This is a genomic window from Streptomyces sp. ACA25 (assembly GCF_028200735.1).
Lineage (GTDB): Bacteria > Actinomycetota > Actinomycetes > Streptomycetales > Streptomycetaceae > Streptomyces.
Window position 1 is genome coordinate 1 of sequence record NZ_JAQKPV010000006.1, and the last position, 17,795, is coordinate 17,795.

Below are 17,795 nucleotides of genomic sequence, written 5' to 3' on the forward strand. Positions count from 1 at the left end.
CGGGAGTGGTGCGTCCGGTGTGAAGCCCGGGTGCACCTCTCCCGCGGGCCTGCGTGTTCGAAGTCTTTCCAAGCTTGTCAGTCGTGCTGGGGCGGGGCTGGCGTGGTCACTGAGGATGAAGGCATACATGAGCGGGACAGGCAGAGCACGGCGAACGACGAGGCGGCTGCGGAGTCAGCTGGCTCTCGGGCTGTCGGCGATGATGGTGGTCACGCTGCTGCAGACCTCGGCCATGCCGTCGGCGGCGGCGGACAGCGGCCGGCCCGACCGGCCGGACTCCGAGGAGCCGGTCGAAGGGCGGGACGGACTCCAGGTCAAGCAGCGGAACACCGAGAAGGGCAGCCCGCCGGGGGAGCCGCGGGCTGAGTGGCCGGAGCCCGGCACAGCAGAGGTCGCGCTGCCCGCCGCATCGGCGATCACGCTTCCCGCCGCGGCCGGTGATCTGCCCCTCACCCTCACCGGGGACGGCCAGGCCGTGACCGCCGATGTCGCGCTCCTGGACGAGCAGGCCGGCGCCGCCCTGGGCACGGAAGGCCCGGTCATCACGGTCACTGCCCGGGAGCCGGAGCAGTCCGGAGTGCTCCGGCCGGCTGAGCCGCCCCAGGCCGACGTGGCGCTCAACTATTCGGAGTTCGCTGACTCCTTCGGCGGCAACTACGCCGCACGGCTCACGCTGGTGGAGCTTCCCGCATGCGCACTGGACAGCCCCGAAAAGCCGGAGTGCCAGGAGCGGACCACCATCGCGGCGGAGAACGACACCGAGCGCCAGGTGCTGACGGCGGGCAGCGTGTCCCTCGCTTCCGCCCAGCCCGTGGTGCTGGCGGTCACGACAGGAGCCGAGAGCGAGTCCGGAGACTACAAGGCAACGGACCTGGCACCGTCAGCGACCTGGGACACCGACCTCAACACCGGTGACTTCACCTGGTCGCACGAGATGTCCGTGCCGGAAGTGCCCGGTGGACTGACGCCGAACGTCGGCCTGTCCTACTCCTCCGGGAGCATCGACGGCCGCAGCGGAGGGACCAACAACCAGGGCTCCTGGGCGGGCGACGGGTTCGACCTGTGGCCCGGCTACATCGAGCGAAAGTACAAGCCGTGCGGATACGACGACGTCGAGAACGACGACGGGCACAAGGTCGGCGACCTGTGCTGGGACTACGACAACGCGTTCCTCTCCTTCAACGGCAGCGCGGGGGAACTCGTCCCGGCCGGCAGCAACACCTGGAAGCTCGCGAACGATGACGGCACCAAGGTCGAGCTGCTGAAGGACTCGGCACGGGCGAACGGGGACAACGACAACGAGTACTGGAGGGTGACCACCTCCGCCGGTGTCCAGTACCACTTCGGCTACCACCGGCTGCCCGGCTGGTCCTCCGGCCGGTCCGTCACCAACTCGACGTGGACGGTCCCCGTCTTCGGCAACGACTCCGGCGACCCGTGCCACTCGGCCACCCTCAAGGACGCCTGGTGCCAGCAGGCATGGCGCTGGAACCTCGACTACGTCGTCGACCCCCGCGGCAACGCCGTCACCTACTACTACAACAAGGAACAGAACTCCTACGGCCGCTTCCTCGACGAGGAGAAGAACACCCGCTACACCCGTGGCGGCACCCTCGACCGCATCGAGTACGGCCAGCACAAGGACACCCTCTACTCCGGGAACCCCCTGGCCAGGGTGCAGTTCACCAACAGCGACCGCTGCCTGCCCGGGGGCAGTGCCGACTGCTCGGACATCGAACAGAACGCCCACTACTGGTACGACACACCGTGGGACCTGAACTGCAAGGCCAGTGAGGACTGCGACTCCGGCCGCTTCTCCCCGACCTTCTGGACCACCAAGCGCCTCACCGAGGTCACCACCCAGATCCGCACCGGCACCACCTGGAAGAAGGTGGACTCCTGGAAGCTGGCGCACCACTGGGGCACGGCCGACATCGACTACCAGCTGCTGCTCTCCAGCGTCCAGCACACCGGCCACACCGACGCCGCTCCTCTCACCCTGCCGAAGACCACCTTCGGCTACACCCAGCTCGCCAACCGCATGGACGAGACCGGCGACGGCTATGCCCCGTTCATCAAGGCCCGGCTGTCCTCGGTGGCGGACGAGGCCGGCGGCCAGATCGACGTCGAGTACTCCGCCCCGGCCTGCAAGCCCTCCAGCCTGCCCACCCCCGAGACCAACACCACCCGCTGCTTCCCGCAGAACCTGGCCGGCGGACCCGAGCACGACCCGGACATGCAGTGGTTCAACAAGTACGTGGTCACCGCGATGACCGCTACCGACCGCACCGGCGGTGCGCCGGACGAGGTGACCCGCTACAGCTATCTGGGCGGCGCCGCCTGGCACTATGACGACGGCAGCGGCCTGGTCCCCGAAGAGGAGAAGACCTGGTCCCAGTGGCGGGGTTACGGCCACGTCCGGGTCCGGACCGGCGGCCAGGGTACGGACGGGATGATCTCCCAGTCCGACTCCTACTTCCTGCGCGGCATGGACGGCGACCGCCGCAACGAAAGCGGCGGAAAGAAAACCGTGACCGTCACGCTCGGCGCGGGCGAGGGCGATCCCCTCACTGACCACGCCTCGGCCGCCGGCTTCGCGTACAAGACCGTCACCTTCAGCGGTGTCGACGGCAAGGTTCTGGAGAAAACCGTCTCGCGCCCCTGGCACCACGAGACCGCGAAGAAGGTGCGGGACTGGGGAACGCTCGCCGCCCACTTCACCGGCACCGCCCACACCAAGACCTGGACCTCGCTCGACGACGGCGCCGGCAGCCAGTGGCGCACCAGCGAGCAGTACCTGTCCTACGACACCGTCGCCGGCCGCCTCACCCGGGTCGACGACCGCGGCGACACCAGCACCACCACGGACGACCGGTGCACCCGCACCACCTACGCCACCAACACGGCGAAGAACCTCCTCGACCTGCCGTCCCGCGAGGAAAGCCTCTCCGTCCGCTGCTCCGCCACACCTGACCGCAGCTCGGACGTCATCTCCGACACCCGCTACGCCTACGACGGCAAGGCCTACGGCGAGACCCCGGCGTTCGGCTCCGTGACCGGGACGGCGGAGCTGAAGGACCACAACGGCACCACGGCGACCTACGTCGAATCCGGCGCCACCCATGACAGCTACGGCAGGCCGCTCACCGCGACCGACCTGGCCGCCGACGTCACGGTCACCGGCAGCGGCACCCCCCAGCGCACGCCGCGCACTGACGGCCGCACCGCCACCACCGTGTACAGCCCGGCCACCGGCTTCGCCACGAAGGTCACCGAGACCACCCCGCCCGCGAAGACCGGGGTGGCTTCCTCGGCGATGACCACGGTCACCGACATCGATCCCGCCCGAGGGATGCCGCTGAAGGTCACCGACGCCAACGGCAAGATCACCCACCTGACACACGACGCGCTCGGCCGCTCCACGAAGGTGTGGCTGCCGGACCGGTCCACCACGACGCTCCCGAGCTACGAATTCACCTACCGCATCGTCGAGGGGCAGCCCGTAGCGGTCGGCACGAAGACGATCGGCAACCGGGGCGTCCAGGACACCTCGTACGTCATCTACGACGGATTCCTCCGCGAGCGCCAGACCCAGAACCCCGGGCCGGACGGCGGCCGCCTGCTCACCGACGCCTTCTACGACGAGCGCGGCCTGACCAGCAAGACCTTCGCCTCCTACTACGTCGCGGGCGCGCCGTCCGCGTCACTCTTCCTGCCGTCCGACGAATCCACGGTGGAGTCCCAGACCCGTCACACGTACGACGGCGTGGGCCGGGAGACCCAATCCCGCCTGATGGCCGGTGACGGCGACGGCGGCAAGGTGCTCTCCCTCGCCAGGACCCTGCACGGCGGCGACCGCACCACAGTGATCCCCCCGGTCGGCGGCACGGCCACCACCACGCTCAACGACGCCCGGGGGCAGCTGACCGAGCTGCGCCAGCACCACGAACCGACGGCAAGCGCCTCCTACGACACCACGCGGTACGCGTACACCGGTCACGGCGAACTCGCGGACGTGACCGACCCGGCCGGCAACCGGTGGACGTACACCTACGACCAGCTCGGCCGCCAGATCTCCAGCACGGACCCGGACGCGGGCACCGTCACCCACACCTACGACGACCGTGGCCAGAAGCTCTCCACCACCAACGAGGCAGGCGACACTCTTGCCTACGTCTACGACGGCCTGGGACGGCGCACGCAGATCCGTGAGGACGACGACAGCGGGCCGCTGCGCGCGGAATGGGTCTTCGACACGGTCAACGGCGCCAAGGGCAGGCTGGCCAGCTCCACACGCTGGGAGAACGGCCAGGCCTACACGACGAGGCTGGTGCAGTACGACCAGCTCTACCGGTCCACCCGTTCCGTAGTGATTGTCCCGCAGACCGAGGGGGCCCTCGCCGGCTCCTACGTGTCGAGCGTCGAGTACGAGGCCTCCGGGCTGACGCGTGGCATGACGCTTCCGGCGGCCGGAAATCTGCCCGGGCAGGGGGTGTCCTTCGCGTACGAGGACGGCACACGCAGGCAGACGTCCACCACGCTGAGCCAGACAGGTCTGCGTGCCGAGGCCAACTACAGCCTCACCGGGAAGCCGTTGCAGTTCGAACTCTCCCGGAACAACGGGCCGAAGGTGTGGGCGACCAACACCTACGAGTGGGGCACCCAGCGCCTGAAGACCGCCCGTGTCGACCGTGAGAACCAGCCGGGCGTCGACCGGCACGAGACCTACGCCTACGACCCCGCCGGCAACGTCCAGTCCATCGCGGACGTCTCCCGCACCGGTACGGACGTGCAGTGCTTCGGCTACGACTACCTGCGCCGCCTGACCGAGGCGTGGACCCAGGGAGCGCAGGGCTGCGCGGAGGACGGCAGCGCGGCCACGATCGGCGGCCCCGCGCCGTATCACCACTCCTACACCTACGACGAGGTCGGCAACCGGCTGACCGAAACCCTGCACGAGCAGGACACCACCCGTACCTACGGCTACTCCGAGACCCAGCCGCACGCGGTCACCGAGGTGGTGCAGGACGCGCCGGGTGTCCGGTCGCTGGAGGAGTACGGCTACGACGCCAACGGCAACACCACGTCACGGCAGCTGGGCGGTGAGACCCAGACCCTGTCGTGGAACGCGGAAGGCCGTGTCGAGAAGGTCACCGATGCGGACGGCACCACGGCGGAGTACCTGTACGACGCGGACGGAAATCGGCTGATCGGCCGCACCGCCGCAGAGACCACCCTCTACCTGGGCCACACCGAGGTAACCCTCCCGACCGGCTCGAGCACCGCCGAAGCGACCCGCTACCTCGAACTCGGCGGCGGCCACATGGCGGTCGTGACGAACGACGGAACGGCCTCCTTCACGCTGGCCGACCATCACGGCACCGGCCACTTCGCGGTCGAGGCCGGCACGCAGGCCATCACCCAGCGCCGCACCCTCCCGTTCGGCAGCCTACGCGGGGACGACCCGGGCGAGGACTGGCCGGGAAGCCGGGGATTCGTCGGCGGTGTCACCGACACCGCTACCGGCCTGACGCACCTGCAGGCGCGCGAGTACGACCCGGCGCTGGGCCGCTTCATCTCCCTCGACCCGATCATGGACCTGGTCGACCCGCAGCAGATCCACGGCTACACCTACGGCAACAACAACCCCCTGGCATTCAGCGACCCCACGGGCCTCTTTTTCGACCCTTCGAGGTTGGTTCGTGCTGCGAAGAAGATTGCGCAGACGGTCTCGAGATGGACCAGTGCGAAGAGCAAAGGACTCCGCCGGAACCAGTCGTCCTCCTCTGCTACTCAGGCGAGTTACACCACCACATCCACAAGTTCAACCCAGCCGGTCAGCCAACCCAATGAGTGCGCCGGTAGCAACAGTCATCACTGCACTACTTTCCGCGAAACGGGGGAGTATCCACGAAGTGCGATGCACCCGGGTGATACTGCCACGGGATGGGAAGTCTTCAAGTGGGCTTCCTCGCAGGTCTTCGGCTACGAAGATTGGAAAGGATGCGCGTACGATCACCAATGGGGTAGCTGTGGATGGGCGGCCACCGATATCCCGTTCTTGAAGTGGGGCAAGGCTTTTAAAATTGTCAAGGGGAAGAAGGCCACCTCACCATGCCAGAGCTTTCTCCCCGGTACGCATGTCCTGATGGTCGATGGGGAGACGAAGCCCATTGATGACATTGAGATCGGCGACAAGGTCCTTGCCACGGACCCCACGACAGGGGAGACGACAGCTCGGACTGTAACCGCCGAGATCTTCAGCACTGGCAAGAAGAGCCTCGTGTCGCTCACCGTCGCTGTGGAGGGTCAGTACGCTCCAGTCGAGCTCGTCGCCACTGACGGTCACCCCTTCTGGGTTCCCGCCCTGGACACATGGGTGGACGCTACTGACCTGCAGGCTGGAACCTGGCTACAGGCCAGCGACGGTGCCCTGCTCCAGGTCACCGCTGTCCAGCGTTGGGCCGAGACCACCACTGTCTACAACCTCACCGTCGAGGGCGTCCACACGTACTATGTACTGGCGGGGCACACCCCGGTACTCGTTCATAACTCGGGTGGAACCTGCGGCACAAACCTGACACGGGGTGAAAAGGTTGCTGCTGCTTCGGGCGTCGATGATCTGTCTCCAGCATTGCGTAAGAACCTCACTGGCTTCATGAAGAAGAGTCCTGGAGATGCCGAGATTCCGCAGATCATTCGACTCCGTGGAGGCGGTGCGGAATTCAGCTACAAGGTACCCGGAAGGGTTCCCGGGTCGTACGCGGTGTATCGGAAGCGGGTAGACGCCGAAGGAGTCACGGAGTTGGCTTACAAGACGACGTTCCTCCCTGATGGCAGAATTGCGCACATCAAGTTCAAGTGAGGGTGAGGATCGTGCAGATAGGCGCTTGCCAGGCTCTGGCCAGCCTGATTCGATGGGAATACCCGTTGGACGGGCTGATCGACGCTGCCAACCGATGCGATCGACTCGAAGGACCTTCCGTACGTCTGGATCGTAAAGCGGTAGGGCAGGTACTTCAGCGGTGCATTGCCGGAGAAGTTGACGTTCTGCACTTGCCGCGATGGGCAGGGGTAGTTCACATGCTGGAGCGTGTTGAGATCGATGAAGAGGACGTCGATTTGCTGACTCAATTCCTGTTCGAGGCGTCGAGCCCCGAACTGTTCGAGCCGATCACTGTTGACGTATGTCAGCGATGGGTCAGTCGAATGGAACGGGTATAGCACTCTGCTTACGCAAGAGCCTGGAGGCCCGGACGGAGAGGATTTGACCGGGCCTTTCAGGGCGTTTGACAGCAACGACATCGGCAACGAAGCTTGATTCGAACTGGTCGGAGCAATTGATTACGCTTGTAGAGGCCCGCGGGGAGTTTTGTCCCTGAGTAGAGAGCACTGCCATGAGCATGATGGCCGTCCGCTCTTCGTTGTCCTTCGCTGTTCGGGAGAAGATCTCCCGTGGTCCGGTTGTTTGGAGCAGCGGGGGATCGCCGCCGTGGCGGCCGGTGCACGTCGCCGGTCAGCCAGGACATCAGTCGCCACGGCTGCCGGGATTACTACCGAGCAGCGTTCGCCGACTCCTGCGCCGCAGAGATTGCCGTTCGAAGAGCTCGATCAGCTGGGGTCGAGCGTGGTGAGGAAGGTGGTCCAGGTGGTGGGGGTGAGGGTGAGGTGAGAGCTGTCGGGGGTCTTGGAGTCGCGGATGTGGATCGTGGTGGGGGTGGTGGCCACCTCGATGCAGTTGTCCCCTGAGCTGCCGCTGTAGCTGCTCTTGCACCAGGTCAGCTGGGTGCTCATAGCTCTCCTGCCATGCGCTCGATGAGACGGGACGACTCCTCGACGTTGAGGGCCTGGGAGCGCAGTGTGTCATAGCGCAGGCTGAGAGAGCTGACGTGTTTCCGGTCAGAAAGAACAACGCCGACGTCCTGGCATTCGAGGTAGCCGAACCACTCGTGCTCACTGTCCTGAAGGAGCGTCATCGGGCCGTCGAGGCCGCAGTGAGCCCCGACCGAGATCGGCATGACCTGCAGATCCACGTTGCGGGGACGGGTGGCTTCCAGCAGATGCTGCAGCTGTGTCCGGAGGAGGGGAACGCCTCCTACCGGCTGCAGCAGAGCGGTCTCCGTAATGATGAACGAGGCTTCCAGGACGGGTTTTCGGCTGAGAAGCGCCTGACGCTCGATGCGGGCTTGCACGCGTTGATCCACCTCCTCCGGCTCCAGCGTCGGTCGATGAGCGGAGATCAGTGCGTGGGCGTAGGCCTTGGTCTGGAGGAGGCCAGGGATGAGGCGGCATTCGTAGTCGTAGCGGCGGATGGCGTCTTCTTCGAGTCGGGCGACGTCCTGGAAGTGGGCGGGGAAGCGGGTGCGGGTGAGTTTGCGGGCGGCGACTTCCAGGAGTCCTCCGCTGTTGAGGACTTCTTCGGCGCCGCGGAGGAACTCGGGTTTGGCGGGGCGTTTGCCGGCTTCGACTTTGCGGACCTGGTCCTCGCCGTAGCCGATGCGTTCGCCGAGCTGGAACTGGGTGAGGCCGGCGCGTTCGCGGAGGTGTTTGATCTGTGCGCCGAGGGCGCGTTGCCCGTCCGAGGGTTCTGCGGTGTCCCAGCCGCCCGGTGCGCGTGCCATGTGTGCCTTCTTCCCCGATGTCCGTCGTGCGGTGCCCAGCGTGGCGGTTCCGCCCCGCCGGTGTCCACCCTGGGTACCGGGCCGAGTACGTTCTGTGCCGGTCGCGGCCCTGCCCCGGACGGCGCAGTCGGTCGCTGGGGTCGCGTGTGAATGAGCGGGCGCAGCAGTGTCAGCGTGGCTGCGGCAGAGGGCAGACGTGGGGTGCAAGATGAAGTACAAGGTGATCTAGTCGAACGAGAAGTCGAGGCTGCGCCTGACCTGATCGCTGGTGAGGGGGAAAAGGTACGGGCGCCTGACTTGCACGGAACACTGACAGTGGAGAAGGGTACGGTCGTGGTTGATCACTGCGAATATCTGGACATTTATTCCCGCAGTTCTGTCATCTTCGATCTGGGTGCCAGGTTGCCCAGCCAGGTTTTCAAGGGAGATTTGGGGGACTCGCTATTCTGTGAGTTCGAGGCAGTATTCTTCCCGGAACTCTGGCCGGCTTTCTGTGAGATGGCTCGATGGCATGGTGACGGGCATGTCGAACTACTGGTCCTTGAACCAGACTGTGACGACTTCTACATTCCCGAACGGTTGGGATACCCGGCAGTGTCGCTGTCCGTCGAGGCCAGTGTGGATGACTACTGGGCGGCGGTCGGCTTTGAGGCTGAAGGTGACAGTCTGGGGTCGATCGTGATCTCGGCGAACGTCGTCGCAGTGACCGGACCTTCCGGGAGGTGGGGATGTTGGGGTGAGAGGTGCCCTGAGGTTGGAGTTTTCCGTGGTTTTCCGAATCTGGCTGCACGAGATAAATGGCAAGAGCAGTTCGGCCCCTTTCTCGAGGTTTCAGACGCACTGGACTCGTATCTGCAGCTGAGTCTCTCGGATCGTGCTGTCCCGGCCGAGTATGCGGCAGCGCTGACCGCCAATTATGGACCATCAGGGCGGTAGGTGGCCGTATCGCATGAGCATTCCGCAGGACTTTCATCGGAACATATCGTCCGGAATAAGAGACCGGGGCCCTTGTTGAGTCCGCGCTGGGGCCCATGTGCGGAAGCTGACGGTCTTGGTGGTGGAGGCCGAGGCTGTGATCGACAGGCGGACCATGCCGCAGGTGGCGGATATAGGCGACTGGCTACGCCAGCGGCCCCTTTTCGGACTGCCAAGCGGGAGCTACCGTCAGGGCGACCCAGGTTGGGGTGTGCGCTGACTGCGTCGGCTCTCGGCCAGAGCAGCACGTCATGAACAGTCAGCTGGGGTTGAGCGTGGTGAGGAAGGTGGTCCAGGTGGTGGGGGTGAGGGTGAGGTGGGGGCTGTGGGGGGTTTTGGAGTCGCGGATGTGGATGGTGGTGGGGGTGGTGGCCACCTCGATGCAGTTGTCTCCGGAAGGGCCGCTGTAGCTGCTCTTGAACCATGCCAGTTCGGTGCTCATAGCTCTCCTGCCGCGCGCTCGATGAGACGGGACGATTCCTCGATGTCGAGGGCCTGGGAGCGCAGTGTGTCATAGCGCAGGCTGAGGTTGCTGACCTGTTTCCGGTCGGACAACACCACGCCGATGTCCTGGGATTCGAGGTAGGCGAACCATTCGTGTCCGCTGTCCTCCAGCAGCACCATGGGGCCGCCGAATCCGCAGTGGGAGCTTCGCGAGTGGGGCATGACCTGCAGGGCGACGTTGCGCAGCTGCGAGCAGTCCAGGAGGTGGTGAAGCTGTGTGCGGAGCACGCTCCTGCCGCCCAGCGGCCAGAGTAGCGCCGGCTCGGTGATGATGAAGGATGTCTCGACAGTGGGCTTGCGGGTGAGGAGTGACTGTCGCTCCAGGCGGGCGGTCACGCGTTGCTCGATCGTCTCGTCGTCCAGGGCGGGGCGGTACGAGGAGATCAGTGCGTGGGCGTAGGCCTTGGTCTGGAGGAGGCCAGGGATGAGGCGGCATTCGTAGTCGTAGCGGCGGATGGCGTCTTCTTCGAGTCGGGCGACGTCCTGGAAGTGGGCGGGGAAGCGGGTGCGGGTGAGTTTGCGGGCGGCGACTTCCAGGAGTCCTCCGCTGTTGAGGACTTCTTCGGCGCCGCGGAGGAACTCGGGTTTGGCGGGGCGTTTGCCGGCTTCGACTTTGCGGACCTGGTCCTCGCCGTAGCCGATGCGTTCGCCGAGCTGGAACTGGGTGAGGCCGGCGCGTTCGCGGAGGTGTTTGATCTGTGCGCCGAGGGCGCGTTGCCCGTCCGAGGGTTCTGCGGTGTCCCAGCCGCCCGGTGCGCGTGCCATGTGTGCCTTCTTCCCCGATGTCCGTCGTGCGGTGCCCAGCGTGGCGGTTCCGCCCCGCCGGTGTCCACCCTGGGTACCGGGCCGAGTACGTTCTGTGCCGGTCGTGGCCCTGCTCCGGGCGGTGCGGGCGGTACAGGATCGAGGGCATGCAAGCCGAGAAACTCCTCCGCGCCCCGGTGTTCCGCCAGCGCTTCAGCTCGACCCCGCGTGGTGCCCGGCTGGCCCGGCTGCTGGCCGTGCAGCAGCTCGCCGACTGGGGCGTGCCGCACGGCAGTGACGCCTCCGACGCCGTGGCCCTGGTGGTGGGCGAGCTGGCCGCAAACGCCGTGACGCACGGGCGGTTGCCGGGGCGGGACTTCGAGGTCCGCCTCGTCCGGGTGCCCGGCCGGCTCTGGGTCGCGGTCACGGACGCCCGGGGCGACACGCGTCCGTCGCCCGCTGCTCCGGGAGCCGCCTCCGACGCCGAGGCGGGTCGTGGGCTGGCGCTGGTCGCTGCCGTGGCGCTCCGCTGGGGTGTGGCGGAGCGCAGGCCCGGGCCGGGGAAAACGGTCTGGGCGCAGCTGTGCCTGCCGGGCGGGCCGGTCGACCCGTGCTGACCATCGCGCCGTCGTTTCCCTCGCCGGTGGCGCTGACCGGCCGCACGTTCTTCTGTGAGTGCGTGGCCTACACGGTGGGGGAGCCGCGGCTTCACCGGCTCGGGGCGCACGAGGTGGCGTCGGCCTGGGGAGCGGTGCTGTGGCTGGCCTGGCGCGCGGCGCACGTCGCCGATCAGCTGGATCCGCCCGCCGCGCGGCCGGTACGGGACTGGCTGGCGGACCGCGCAGAGTCCGAGCGGGCATGGGCGCGGCTGGAAGCGGGCCGCGGCTACGCACTGCTCGTCCGCGACGGCCCGGTGCGCTACGCGGTGTCTGCTGTGCCGGGGAGCCCTGCCGGCTGACCGGTGGACGGGCGGAGGGCCGGAGGCGGCTCAGTCACCGTGGTAGAGGCGGGGGAGGTCGATCAGCTCGATGTCGCTGCGCGCCCCGGCCGTGCCGCGGAGGTCGGAGGTGAAACCGGAGCGGGCGCACAGGAGCAGCTTGGGGAGCTGCTGCACCTTGGCGCTCGGTAGCAGGGTCCGCAGGTGTTCCAGCCGCTCGAGCTGGTTGATGCCCATCGGCGCCGTCGTGGCCTTGACCTCGCCGATCGCTGTGACGCGGTCGGGTCCGTGGGGCGGGGACTCCACGATGACCAGGTCGAGTTCGTGTCCCTGCCGGTGTTCGCGGCAGGGGATCTCGGTGGGCAGGACACGGGAGGCCTGGCCGCCGAGGGTTGCGGGCGAGGCGTGCTCGAAGCACCACCGGCGGGCCAGATCCTCCAGGTGAGGGCCGTAGATTCGGGCGGCCACGGTGTCCGCGCTGCCGTCCCACACCTGCTGGGCGCGGCCGATGACGAGTTCCGGTTCGCGTCGTCGGATCAGCAGCTGGTGCAGCCGGACGACGGGTTCGGTGACCCGGAAGACACTGCGTTTGTCCCGCAGCGCGTCGTCGGCCTGTTCCACCAGCCCGATGTCCTGCAGGCCCGACAGCAGATGGGCGAGCGCGCCGCTGTTGCGGCCGAGGGCCGAGGCGATCTCGGACCGCCGGTGGTTACCCGCGCTGATCGCCGCGAGTACCGCGGTGTAGGAGGTGGGGTCGGTGATGGTCGGTTCCTCGCGCAGGAGCAGGCCGCCCTCGCGGAACATGGCGGAGGCGGGGCTCAGCAGTCGCTGTTGCACCCACGGGCCGAAGCCGGCCAGGCTGTCCGGGCCCGCACCGCCGCACATGTCGCGGTAGGCCGGGGTGCCCCCGACCAGGGCATCCAGCTGGAAGGCGAGCTCAGGGCGGTCGTCCACACCCCAGAAGGCCGCAGCCTCGCGGTAGCGGAAGGGCCGGACGACAAGTTCGAGGGAGGCGCGGCCGCGCAGCGGAGCGCCGCCGCCGAGCAGTTGCGTCATGACGGTCAGGGCGCTGCCGCAGAGGATGAGCCGGGTGCGGGTGTGCTGCTTGGCGTGGCTGAGCGGGCTGAGCGCCTGCTGAAGGTATGAGGGAAGCGCTGGGGTTGTGCTGACGAGGTAGGGGAACTCGTCGATGATCACGGGCACGGACCGCTCCTCGCCGAGCGCCAGCAGCTCTTCCAGGGCTTCGCGCCAGTCGGTGAGGAGCAGGGGGCGGCGCAGCCCGCGGTGGCCGGCCAGGGCGGCCCCGAGGTCGGCGAGGTTCTGTGCCTCGCTCTGCTGTGTCGCGGCGAACAGGAAGCCGCTGGTTTCCTGGGCGAGAAGCTCCAGCATGAGGGTCTTGCCTTGGCGGCGACGGCCGTACACCAGGCCGAGGGACGCCCCGAGCGGTCCGGGAGCTGTGAAGTCGTCGAGCGCGTGCCACTCGGCGTCCCGGCCGAAGAGCTGCTGCGGTTTCTGCATCCTGGCTCCTGGAGATGACTCCGGTAATGATAGCTGCGCCTATGATAGCTGTAGCCCTCATTGTGGGGTGAGGCCCCGGCGGGAGGGGCTGTGGCGTAGATTGCGGGGGAGAGGCACCCGGTGCCGCCGGGGGCCCGACCGAGCGCGAGGGACTGACAGTGGCAGCGGTGCGGCAGGGCGTGGTGGAAGCCCGCAGGATCGTCGTCAAGATCGGTTCGTCCTCGCTTACCACCGCGGCGGGAGGGCTCGACGCCGACCGGGTGGACGCGCTCGTCGACGTGCTGGCGCGCTACGAGGACAAGCAGGTCGTGCTGGTGTCCTCCGGTGCCATCGCCGCCGGGCTGGCACCGCTGGGGCTGCTGCGCAGGCCCGCGGACCTGGCCCGTCAGCAGGCCGCCGCCAGCGTCGGGCAAGGGCTGCTGCTCGCCCGGTACACCGCCTCGTTCGCCCGCTATGCGAGGCGCGTCGGGCAGGTGCTGCTCACCACCCATGACACCAGCCACCGGGTGCACTACCGGAACGCCTACCGGACGCTGGACCAGCTCCTGGCCATGGGCACCGTGCCGGTGGTGAACGAGAACGACACGGTGGCCACCGACGAGATCCGCTTCGGCGACAACGACCGGCTCGCCGCGCTCGTCGCGCACCTGGTGCGGGCCGACCTGCTGGTGCTGCTGTCCGATGTGGACGGCCTGTACGACGGGGACCCGCGGCGGCCCGGCACCACCCGGATCGACGAGGTCTCCGGCCCCGGCGACCTCGAGGGTGTCCGGATCGGCAGCGCAGGCAAGGCCGGGCTGGGCACCGGCGGGATGGTCACCAAGGTCGAGGCTGCCCGGATCGCCACCGGCGCGGGTGTGCCGGTGGTGCTGACCTCCGCGAGCCGGGCCGCGGATGCCCTGTCCGGGGCGCCGACCGGCACCTACTTCCACCCCACCGGGCGTCGCGAGACCGGCCGGCTGCTCTGGCTGGCCCACGCCTCGTCCCCGCGCGGCAGCGTCACGCTGGACGCGGGCGCCGTCCAGGCCATCACCGAGCGGGGCAGCTCGCTGCTGCCGGCCGGGATCACCGCCGTCGACGGCGACTTCACCGCCGGGGAGCCGATCGAGCTGCGGGACGAGACCGGGCAGGCCGTCGCGCGCGGGCTCGTCAACTTCGACGCCAAGGAGATTCCCCAGCTGCTCGGGCGTTCGACCCGGGAGCTGGCCAGGGAGCTCGGCTCCGCGTACGAGAGAGAGGTCGTGCACCGCGATGACCTGGTACTGCTGCGGGCCTGACGCCGCCGGCAGCCGGACGGACGCGGCATGCCGGGAGTCGTGCACGGGCGTGCGCCGGAGTGCAGGAGTTCCCGGGTTTATGTGGCAGCTTCGTCGAAACCGCCACACGGCCGGCCATGAGCTGGTCAACTTTGCCTCGCGGTGTTCCGCCGGACCGGCGGGGCAGCGCGTCCGGTTCTCCGTGCGGCCGGCACCCCCACAGCACCAGCCGAGCAGCACCGCGCCGCACCGCACGGGTCATCCGGATCCCCCAGCACCATCAGTCCACGCACCACGCGCACTACGCCCGACAGCAGCACCACACCCCACAGCACTATGTCAGGAGGCTGCCGGTGAGACGACTGGCCAGCGTCGACGGAGGCCGACGCGCTGAGCGCGAAGACCCGGGAGAGGCCGAAAGCGATGACGCTTTCCGGCTTTGGCACATCACTCTCAGCGTGTCCGGGGAGGCGGCGCCTCTGACGGATGTGCGCCGCGCCCTGGAGCAGCTCGCCCACGAACACCCCTTTCTGCTGACGAGCCGCTACGCCGAGGACCATGCCGAGATCCGCTACTGGGAACAAGCACGGGACCTGCACGACGCCGCAGCGGTCGCTCTGCGGCTCTGGGGTGAGCACCGGCGCACCGCCCAGCTGCCGCCCTGGGAGATTGTCGGCCTGGAGGTCATCGGGCGGTCCACCTATCACCAGCGCGTCGCGGAGGGGTACGGGCCGCCGCCGGCCGTGCCGGTCGGCGTGCACCCGTATTAGGGCGGCAGCGGGATGGCGGCCGGCGCCGGTGGAACGGCCGGGCGCCGGTACCGCGGCACGGGACGGGGGCGGCGCCGGGGAAGAGGCGCCGCCTCCGCCCCTGTACGGGGCACCCGCGCGTGCAGGCACGCGGGTCACCCCGGCGGTACGGGTTCTCCCGGCGGTACGGGCCGGGCCGGCGGGGCGGTTGTGCCGGTGGCTGTTCCGCAGTCCGGACAGCGGTCGTCACGGGCAGGGACCCGGTTACCCTTCGAAACATGAGCCGCACTGAGGACGCCTCCGTCGATTCCCCCGTCATCGCCGCCGCCCGCCGTGCCCAGGAGGCAGCCGCCGAGCTCGCCCCGCAGCCGCGCACCGTCCGGGACGCCGCCCTGCTGGCCATCGCCGACGCGCTGGAGGCCCGGGCCGACGAGGTGGTGACCGCCAACGCGGGGGACACCGCCGCGGCGCGTGCCGCGGGTACTCCGGAGGCGATCGTCGACCGGCTCACCCTGACGCCGGAGCGGATCGCGGCCATCGCCGCCGATGTGCGCGACGTGGTGGCGCTGCCCGATCCGGTGGGTGAGGTGGTGCGCGGATCGACCCTCCCCAACGGCCTGGAGCTGCGGCAGATCCGGGTCCCGCTCGGTGTCGTCGGCATCATTTACGAGGCCCGTCCCAATGTGACCGTCGACGCGGCCGCGCTCTGCCTGAAGGCCGGTAACGCCGTGCTGCTGCGCGGGTCCTCCTCGGCCTATGCCTCCAACACGGCGCTGGTCGCCGTGCTCCGGGACGCGGTGGCCTCCGCGGGGCTGCCCGCGGACGCGGTGCAGCTGGTCCCGGGGGAGGGCCGGGAGTCCGCGCACGAGCTCATGCGGGCCCGCGGACTGGTCGACGTGCTGATCCCGCGCGGCGGCGCCTCGCTGATCCGAACCGTGGTGCAGGAGTCGACGGTGCCCGTCATCGAGACGGGCACCGGCAACTGCCACGTCTACGTCGACGAGCTGGCCGACCTGGACATGGCCGTGGACATCCTCCTCAACTCCAAGGCCCAGCGGCCCAGTGTGTGCAACGCGGCCGAGACCGTGCTGGTGCACGAGGCCATCGCGGACCGCTTCCTGCCGCTCGCGCTGGAGGCGCTGCGCGACGCCGGGGTGACGGTGCACGGCGACGAGGCCTGGCAGAAGCTCGGCAAGGGCGTGGTCCCGGCCACCGAGGACGACTGGGCGACGGAGTACCTCAGCTACGACCTCGCGGCGGCCGTCGTTCCCGACCTGGACGCCGCCGTGGCCCACATCCGCCGCTGGTCCTCCGGGCACACCGAGGCGATCGTCACGCGGGACACCGGGGCCGCCCGCCGCTTCGTCTCGCGGGTCGACTCGACGGCCGTGATGGTCAACGCCTCCACGCGCTTCACCGATGGCAGCCAGTTCGGTTTCGGCGCGGAGATCGGCATCTCGACGCAGAAGCTGCACGCCCGGGGCCCGATGGGGCTGCCGGAGCTCACCTCCACCAAGTACGTGGTGACCGGGGACGGCCACATCCGGGGGTGAATCCTCCCTCGCCTTCCCCCTTTCGCCGGATTCCGCCTAGGCTGGAGCCTGTGCCGGACGACGTGGGAGGCCAGCCGTTCCCGGACGGCGAGAGGCCGGACAGCGCAGACAGCGGGGCAGCCGACGAGGCGTTCGCCGCCGTGGTGCTCGACGAGGCGTTCATCCGGGCGGCGGCGATCCACGAGCCGACCGCCGCCGACCGGATGCTCCGGGCCGCGCTCGAGCGTGCCGAGAGGGCCGATTCCCCGGAGGAGCCGTTCGGCTTCTACCAGGCCCCGGAGCTCGACCCGGGAGCCGTCGACGGAGCGGCCGGCTCGCGGGGCTGGGAGCCCACCAGCCGCTACGACGGGTACGACCGGTTCGGGATCCCCGGATACCAGTACCGGGAGTACCGCGAGGACCGGGACTTCGGCGAGGAGGGGCCTCCCGGCCAGGCGGCGCCCGTCGGCCGCAACGGCCTGCCGGGGTCCGGGAGCCCGGCGGACACCCGGCCGGACGCATCCGGACCGGCGGGTTTCGCGGTCGGCCGCCGGCCGTCGGTGCCGGCGTCCTGGCGGCCTGCCCGGTGGCAGCGGCCCGTCGCCTGCGTGCTGGCCGTGGTGATGGGCATCAGCATGGTCGCGTTCGCCCTGGTCGCCGTGCAGCGGGCCGGTTCGGCCCAACGCCCCGACACCGGCCCGGTGTCCCCGGCCAGTGAGCCGGGGGACAGCGGTGGGGGCAGCGGCGGGGACAGACCCGCCGGTTCGTCCTGATCCACCCCGGCGGCTGACGGCGCGGGCGCACCGCACCGAGGCTTGCCCCGCCGGGTGAGTCGGGTGGGCCGGGTGAGTCGGTGCGAAAGTCTCCGCGGTGCCATGAGCGGGGTGACGGGACGGGCCGGGACAGGGCCCGCAATCTGCCGGAGAAGCCTCCGGGACGGACCGGGGTGTATCGCCCGG

The 17,795-nt window shown here is 68.8% G+C and carries 12 protein-coding genes and 1 pseudogene; 8 read left to right on the forward strand and 5 right to left on the reverse strand.

The features are described from left to right. Window positions 1-127 precede the first annotated feature (127 nt). A complete protein-coding gene (locus PJ985_RS11415) occupies window positions 128-6,865 on the forward strand; it encodes a polymorphic toxin-type HINT domain-containing protein (RefSeq protein ID WP_271683560.1) in 6,738 nt (2,245 codons plus the stop codon). Window positions 6,866-7,611: 746 nt separating this feature from the next. On the opposite strand, the gene PJ985_RS11420 is transcribed toward PJ985_RS11415, so the two are convergent. Further along, on the reverse strand, window positions 7,612-7,794 hold the full coding sequence (locus tag PJ985_RS11420; RefSeq protein WP_271683561.1) for a DUF397 domain-containing protein: 183 nt from the start codon (window positions 7,792-7,794) through the stop codon (window positions 7,612-7,614). Beyond that, a complete protein-coding gene (locus tag PJ985_RS11425; protein WP_271683562.1) occupies window positions 7,791-8,621 on the reverse strand; it encodes a helix-turn-helix domain-containing protein in 831 nt (276 codons plus the stop codon). The genes PJ985_RS11420 and PJ985_RS11425 overlap by 4 nt, the downstream gene beginning before the upstream one ends. 174 nt (window positions 8,622-8,795) lie before the next feature. Here PJ985_RS11425 and PJ985_RS11430 point away from each other — a divergent pair, with 174 nt between their 5' ends. Continuing rightward, the gene (locus PJ985_RS11430) at window positions 8,796-9,557 is read left to right on the forward strand and encodes a hypothetical protein (protein WP_271683563.1); all 762 of its coding nucleotides are present in this window, start codon (window positions 8,796-8,798) and stop codon (window positions 9,555-9,557) included. 298 nt (window positions 9,558-9,855) lie between these two features. Here the strand turns inward: PJ985_RS11430 and PJ985_RS11435 are convergent, their stop codons facing one another. Then, window positions 9,856-10,038: a DUF397 domain-containing protein gene (locus tag PJ985_RS11435; protein ID WP_271683564.1), complete on the reverse strand. Its 183-nt coding sequence runs from the start codon at window positions 10,036-10,038 to the stop codon at window positions 9,856-9,858. Continuing rightward, entirely contained in the window at window positions 10,035-10,865 is an 831-nt protein-coding gene (locus tag PJ985_RS11440) for a helix-turn-helix domain-containing protein (RefSeq protein WP_271683565.1), read from the reverse strand. Before PJ985_RS11440 ends, PJ985_RS11435 begins: the two co-directional genes overlap by 4 nt. A gap of 146 nt (window positions 10,866-11,011) precedes the next feature. Between PJ985_RS11440 and PJ985_RS11445 the strand changes: the two genes are divergently transcribed. Both PJ985_RS11445 and PJ985_RS11450 read left to right on the forward strand, forming a co-directional pair. After that, the gene (locus PJ985_RS11445) at window positions 11,012-11,461 is read left to right on the forward strand and encodes an ATP-binding protein (protein ID WP_271683566.1); all 450 of its coding nucleotides are present in this window, start codon (window positions 11,012-11,014) and stop codon (window positions 11,459-11,461) included. Further along, window positions 11,455-11,802: a hypothetical protein gene (locus PJ985_RS11450; RefSeq protein WP_271683567.1), complete on the forward strand. Its 348-nt coding sequence runs from the start codon at window positions 11,455-11,457 to the stop codon at window positions 11,800-11,802. Before PJ985_RS11445 ends, PJ985_RS11450 begins: the two co-directional genes overlap by 7 nt. Before the next feature lie 30 nt (window positions 11,803-11,832). Here the strand turns inward: PJ985_RS11450 and PJ985_RS11455 are convergent, their stop codons facing one another. Then, entirely contained in the window at window positions 11,833-13,299 is a 1,467-nt protein-coding gene (locus PJ985_RS11455) for an AAA family ATPase (RefSeq protein WP_271683568.1), read from the reverse strand. 158 nt (window positions 13,300-13,457) lie between these two features. Here PJ985_RS11455 and proB point away from each other — a divergent pair, with 158 nt between their 5' ends. The 4 genes and pseudogenes from proB (at window position 13,458) to PJ985_RS11475 (ending at window position 17,609) form a co-directional block, all read left to right on the forward strand. Further along, window positions 13,458-14,576, forward strand: a complete 1,119-nt coding sequence (proB, locus tag PJ985_RS11460) for a glutamate 5-kinase (protein ID WP_443033466.1) — start codon at window positions 13,458-13,460, stop codon at window positions 14,574-14,576. A 332-nt stretch (window positions 14,577-14,908) separates the two neighbouring features. Further along, window positions 14,909-15,325 (forward strand): hypothetical protein, encoded by a 417-nt coding sequence (locus tag PJ985_RS11465; RefSeq protein WP_333909847.1) that lies wholly within the window; start codon window positions 14,909-14,911, stop codon window positions 15,323-15,325. Window positions 15,326-15,573: 248 nt separating this feature from the next. Then, a pseudogene (locus tag PJ985_RS11470) lies at window positions 15,574-16,857 on the forward strand (glutamate-5-semialdehyde dehydrogenase); the annotation flags it as partial. Between the two features lie 50 nt (window positions 16,858-16,907). Continuing rightward, window positions 16,908-17,609, forward strand: a complete 702-nt coding sequence (locus PJ985_RS11475) for an SCO2584 family spore wall biosynthesis protein (protein ID WP_271683569.1) — start codon at window positions 16,908-16,910, stop codon at window positions 17,607-17,609. The last annotated feature ends 186 nt before the right edge of the window (window positions 17,610-17,795 follow it).

Coding starts and splice junctions, on each gene's coding strand:
- PJ985_RS11415 (WP_271683560.1), top strand. CDS start 128: ATGAGCGGGACAGGCAGAGCACGGCGAACGACGAGGCGGCTGCGGAGT.
- PJ985_RS11420 (WP_271683561.1), bottom strand. CDS start 7,794: ATGAGCACCCAGCTGACCTGGTGCAAGAGCAGCTACAGCGGCAGCTCA.
- PJ985_RS11425 (WP_271683562.1), bottom strand. CDS start 8,621: ATGGCACGCGCACCGGGCGGCTGGGACACCGCAGAACCCTCGGACGGG.
- PJ985_RS11435 (WP_271683564.1), bottom strand. CDS start 10,038: ATGAGCACCGAACTGGCATGGTTCAAGAGCAGCTACAGCGGCCCTTCC.
- PJ985_RS11440 (WP_271683565.1), bottom strand. CDS start 10,865: ATGGCACGCGCACCGGGCGGCTGGGACACCGCAGAACCCTCGGACGGG.
- PJ985_RS11445 (WP_271683566.1), top strand. CDS start 11,012: ATGCAAGCCGAGAAACTCCTCCGCGCCCCGGTGTTCCGCCAGCGCTTC.
- PJ985_RS11455 (WP_271683568.1), bottom strand. CDS start 13,299: ATGCAGAAACCGCAGCAGCTCTTCGGCCGGGACGCCGAGTGGCACGCG.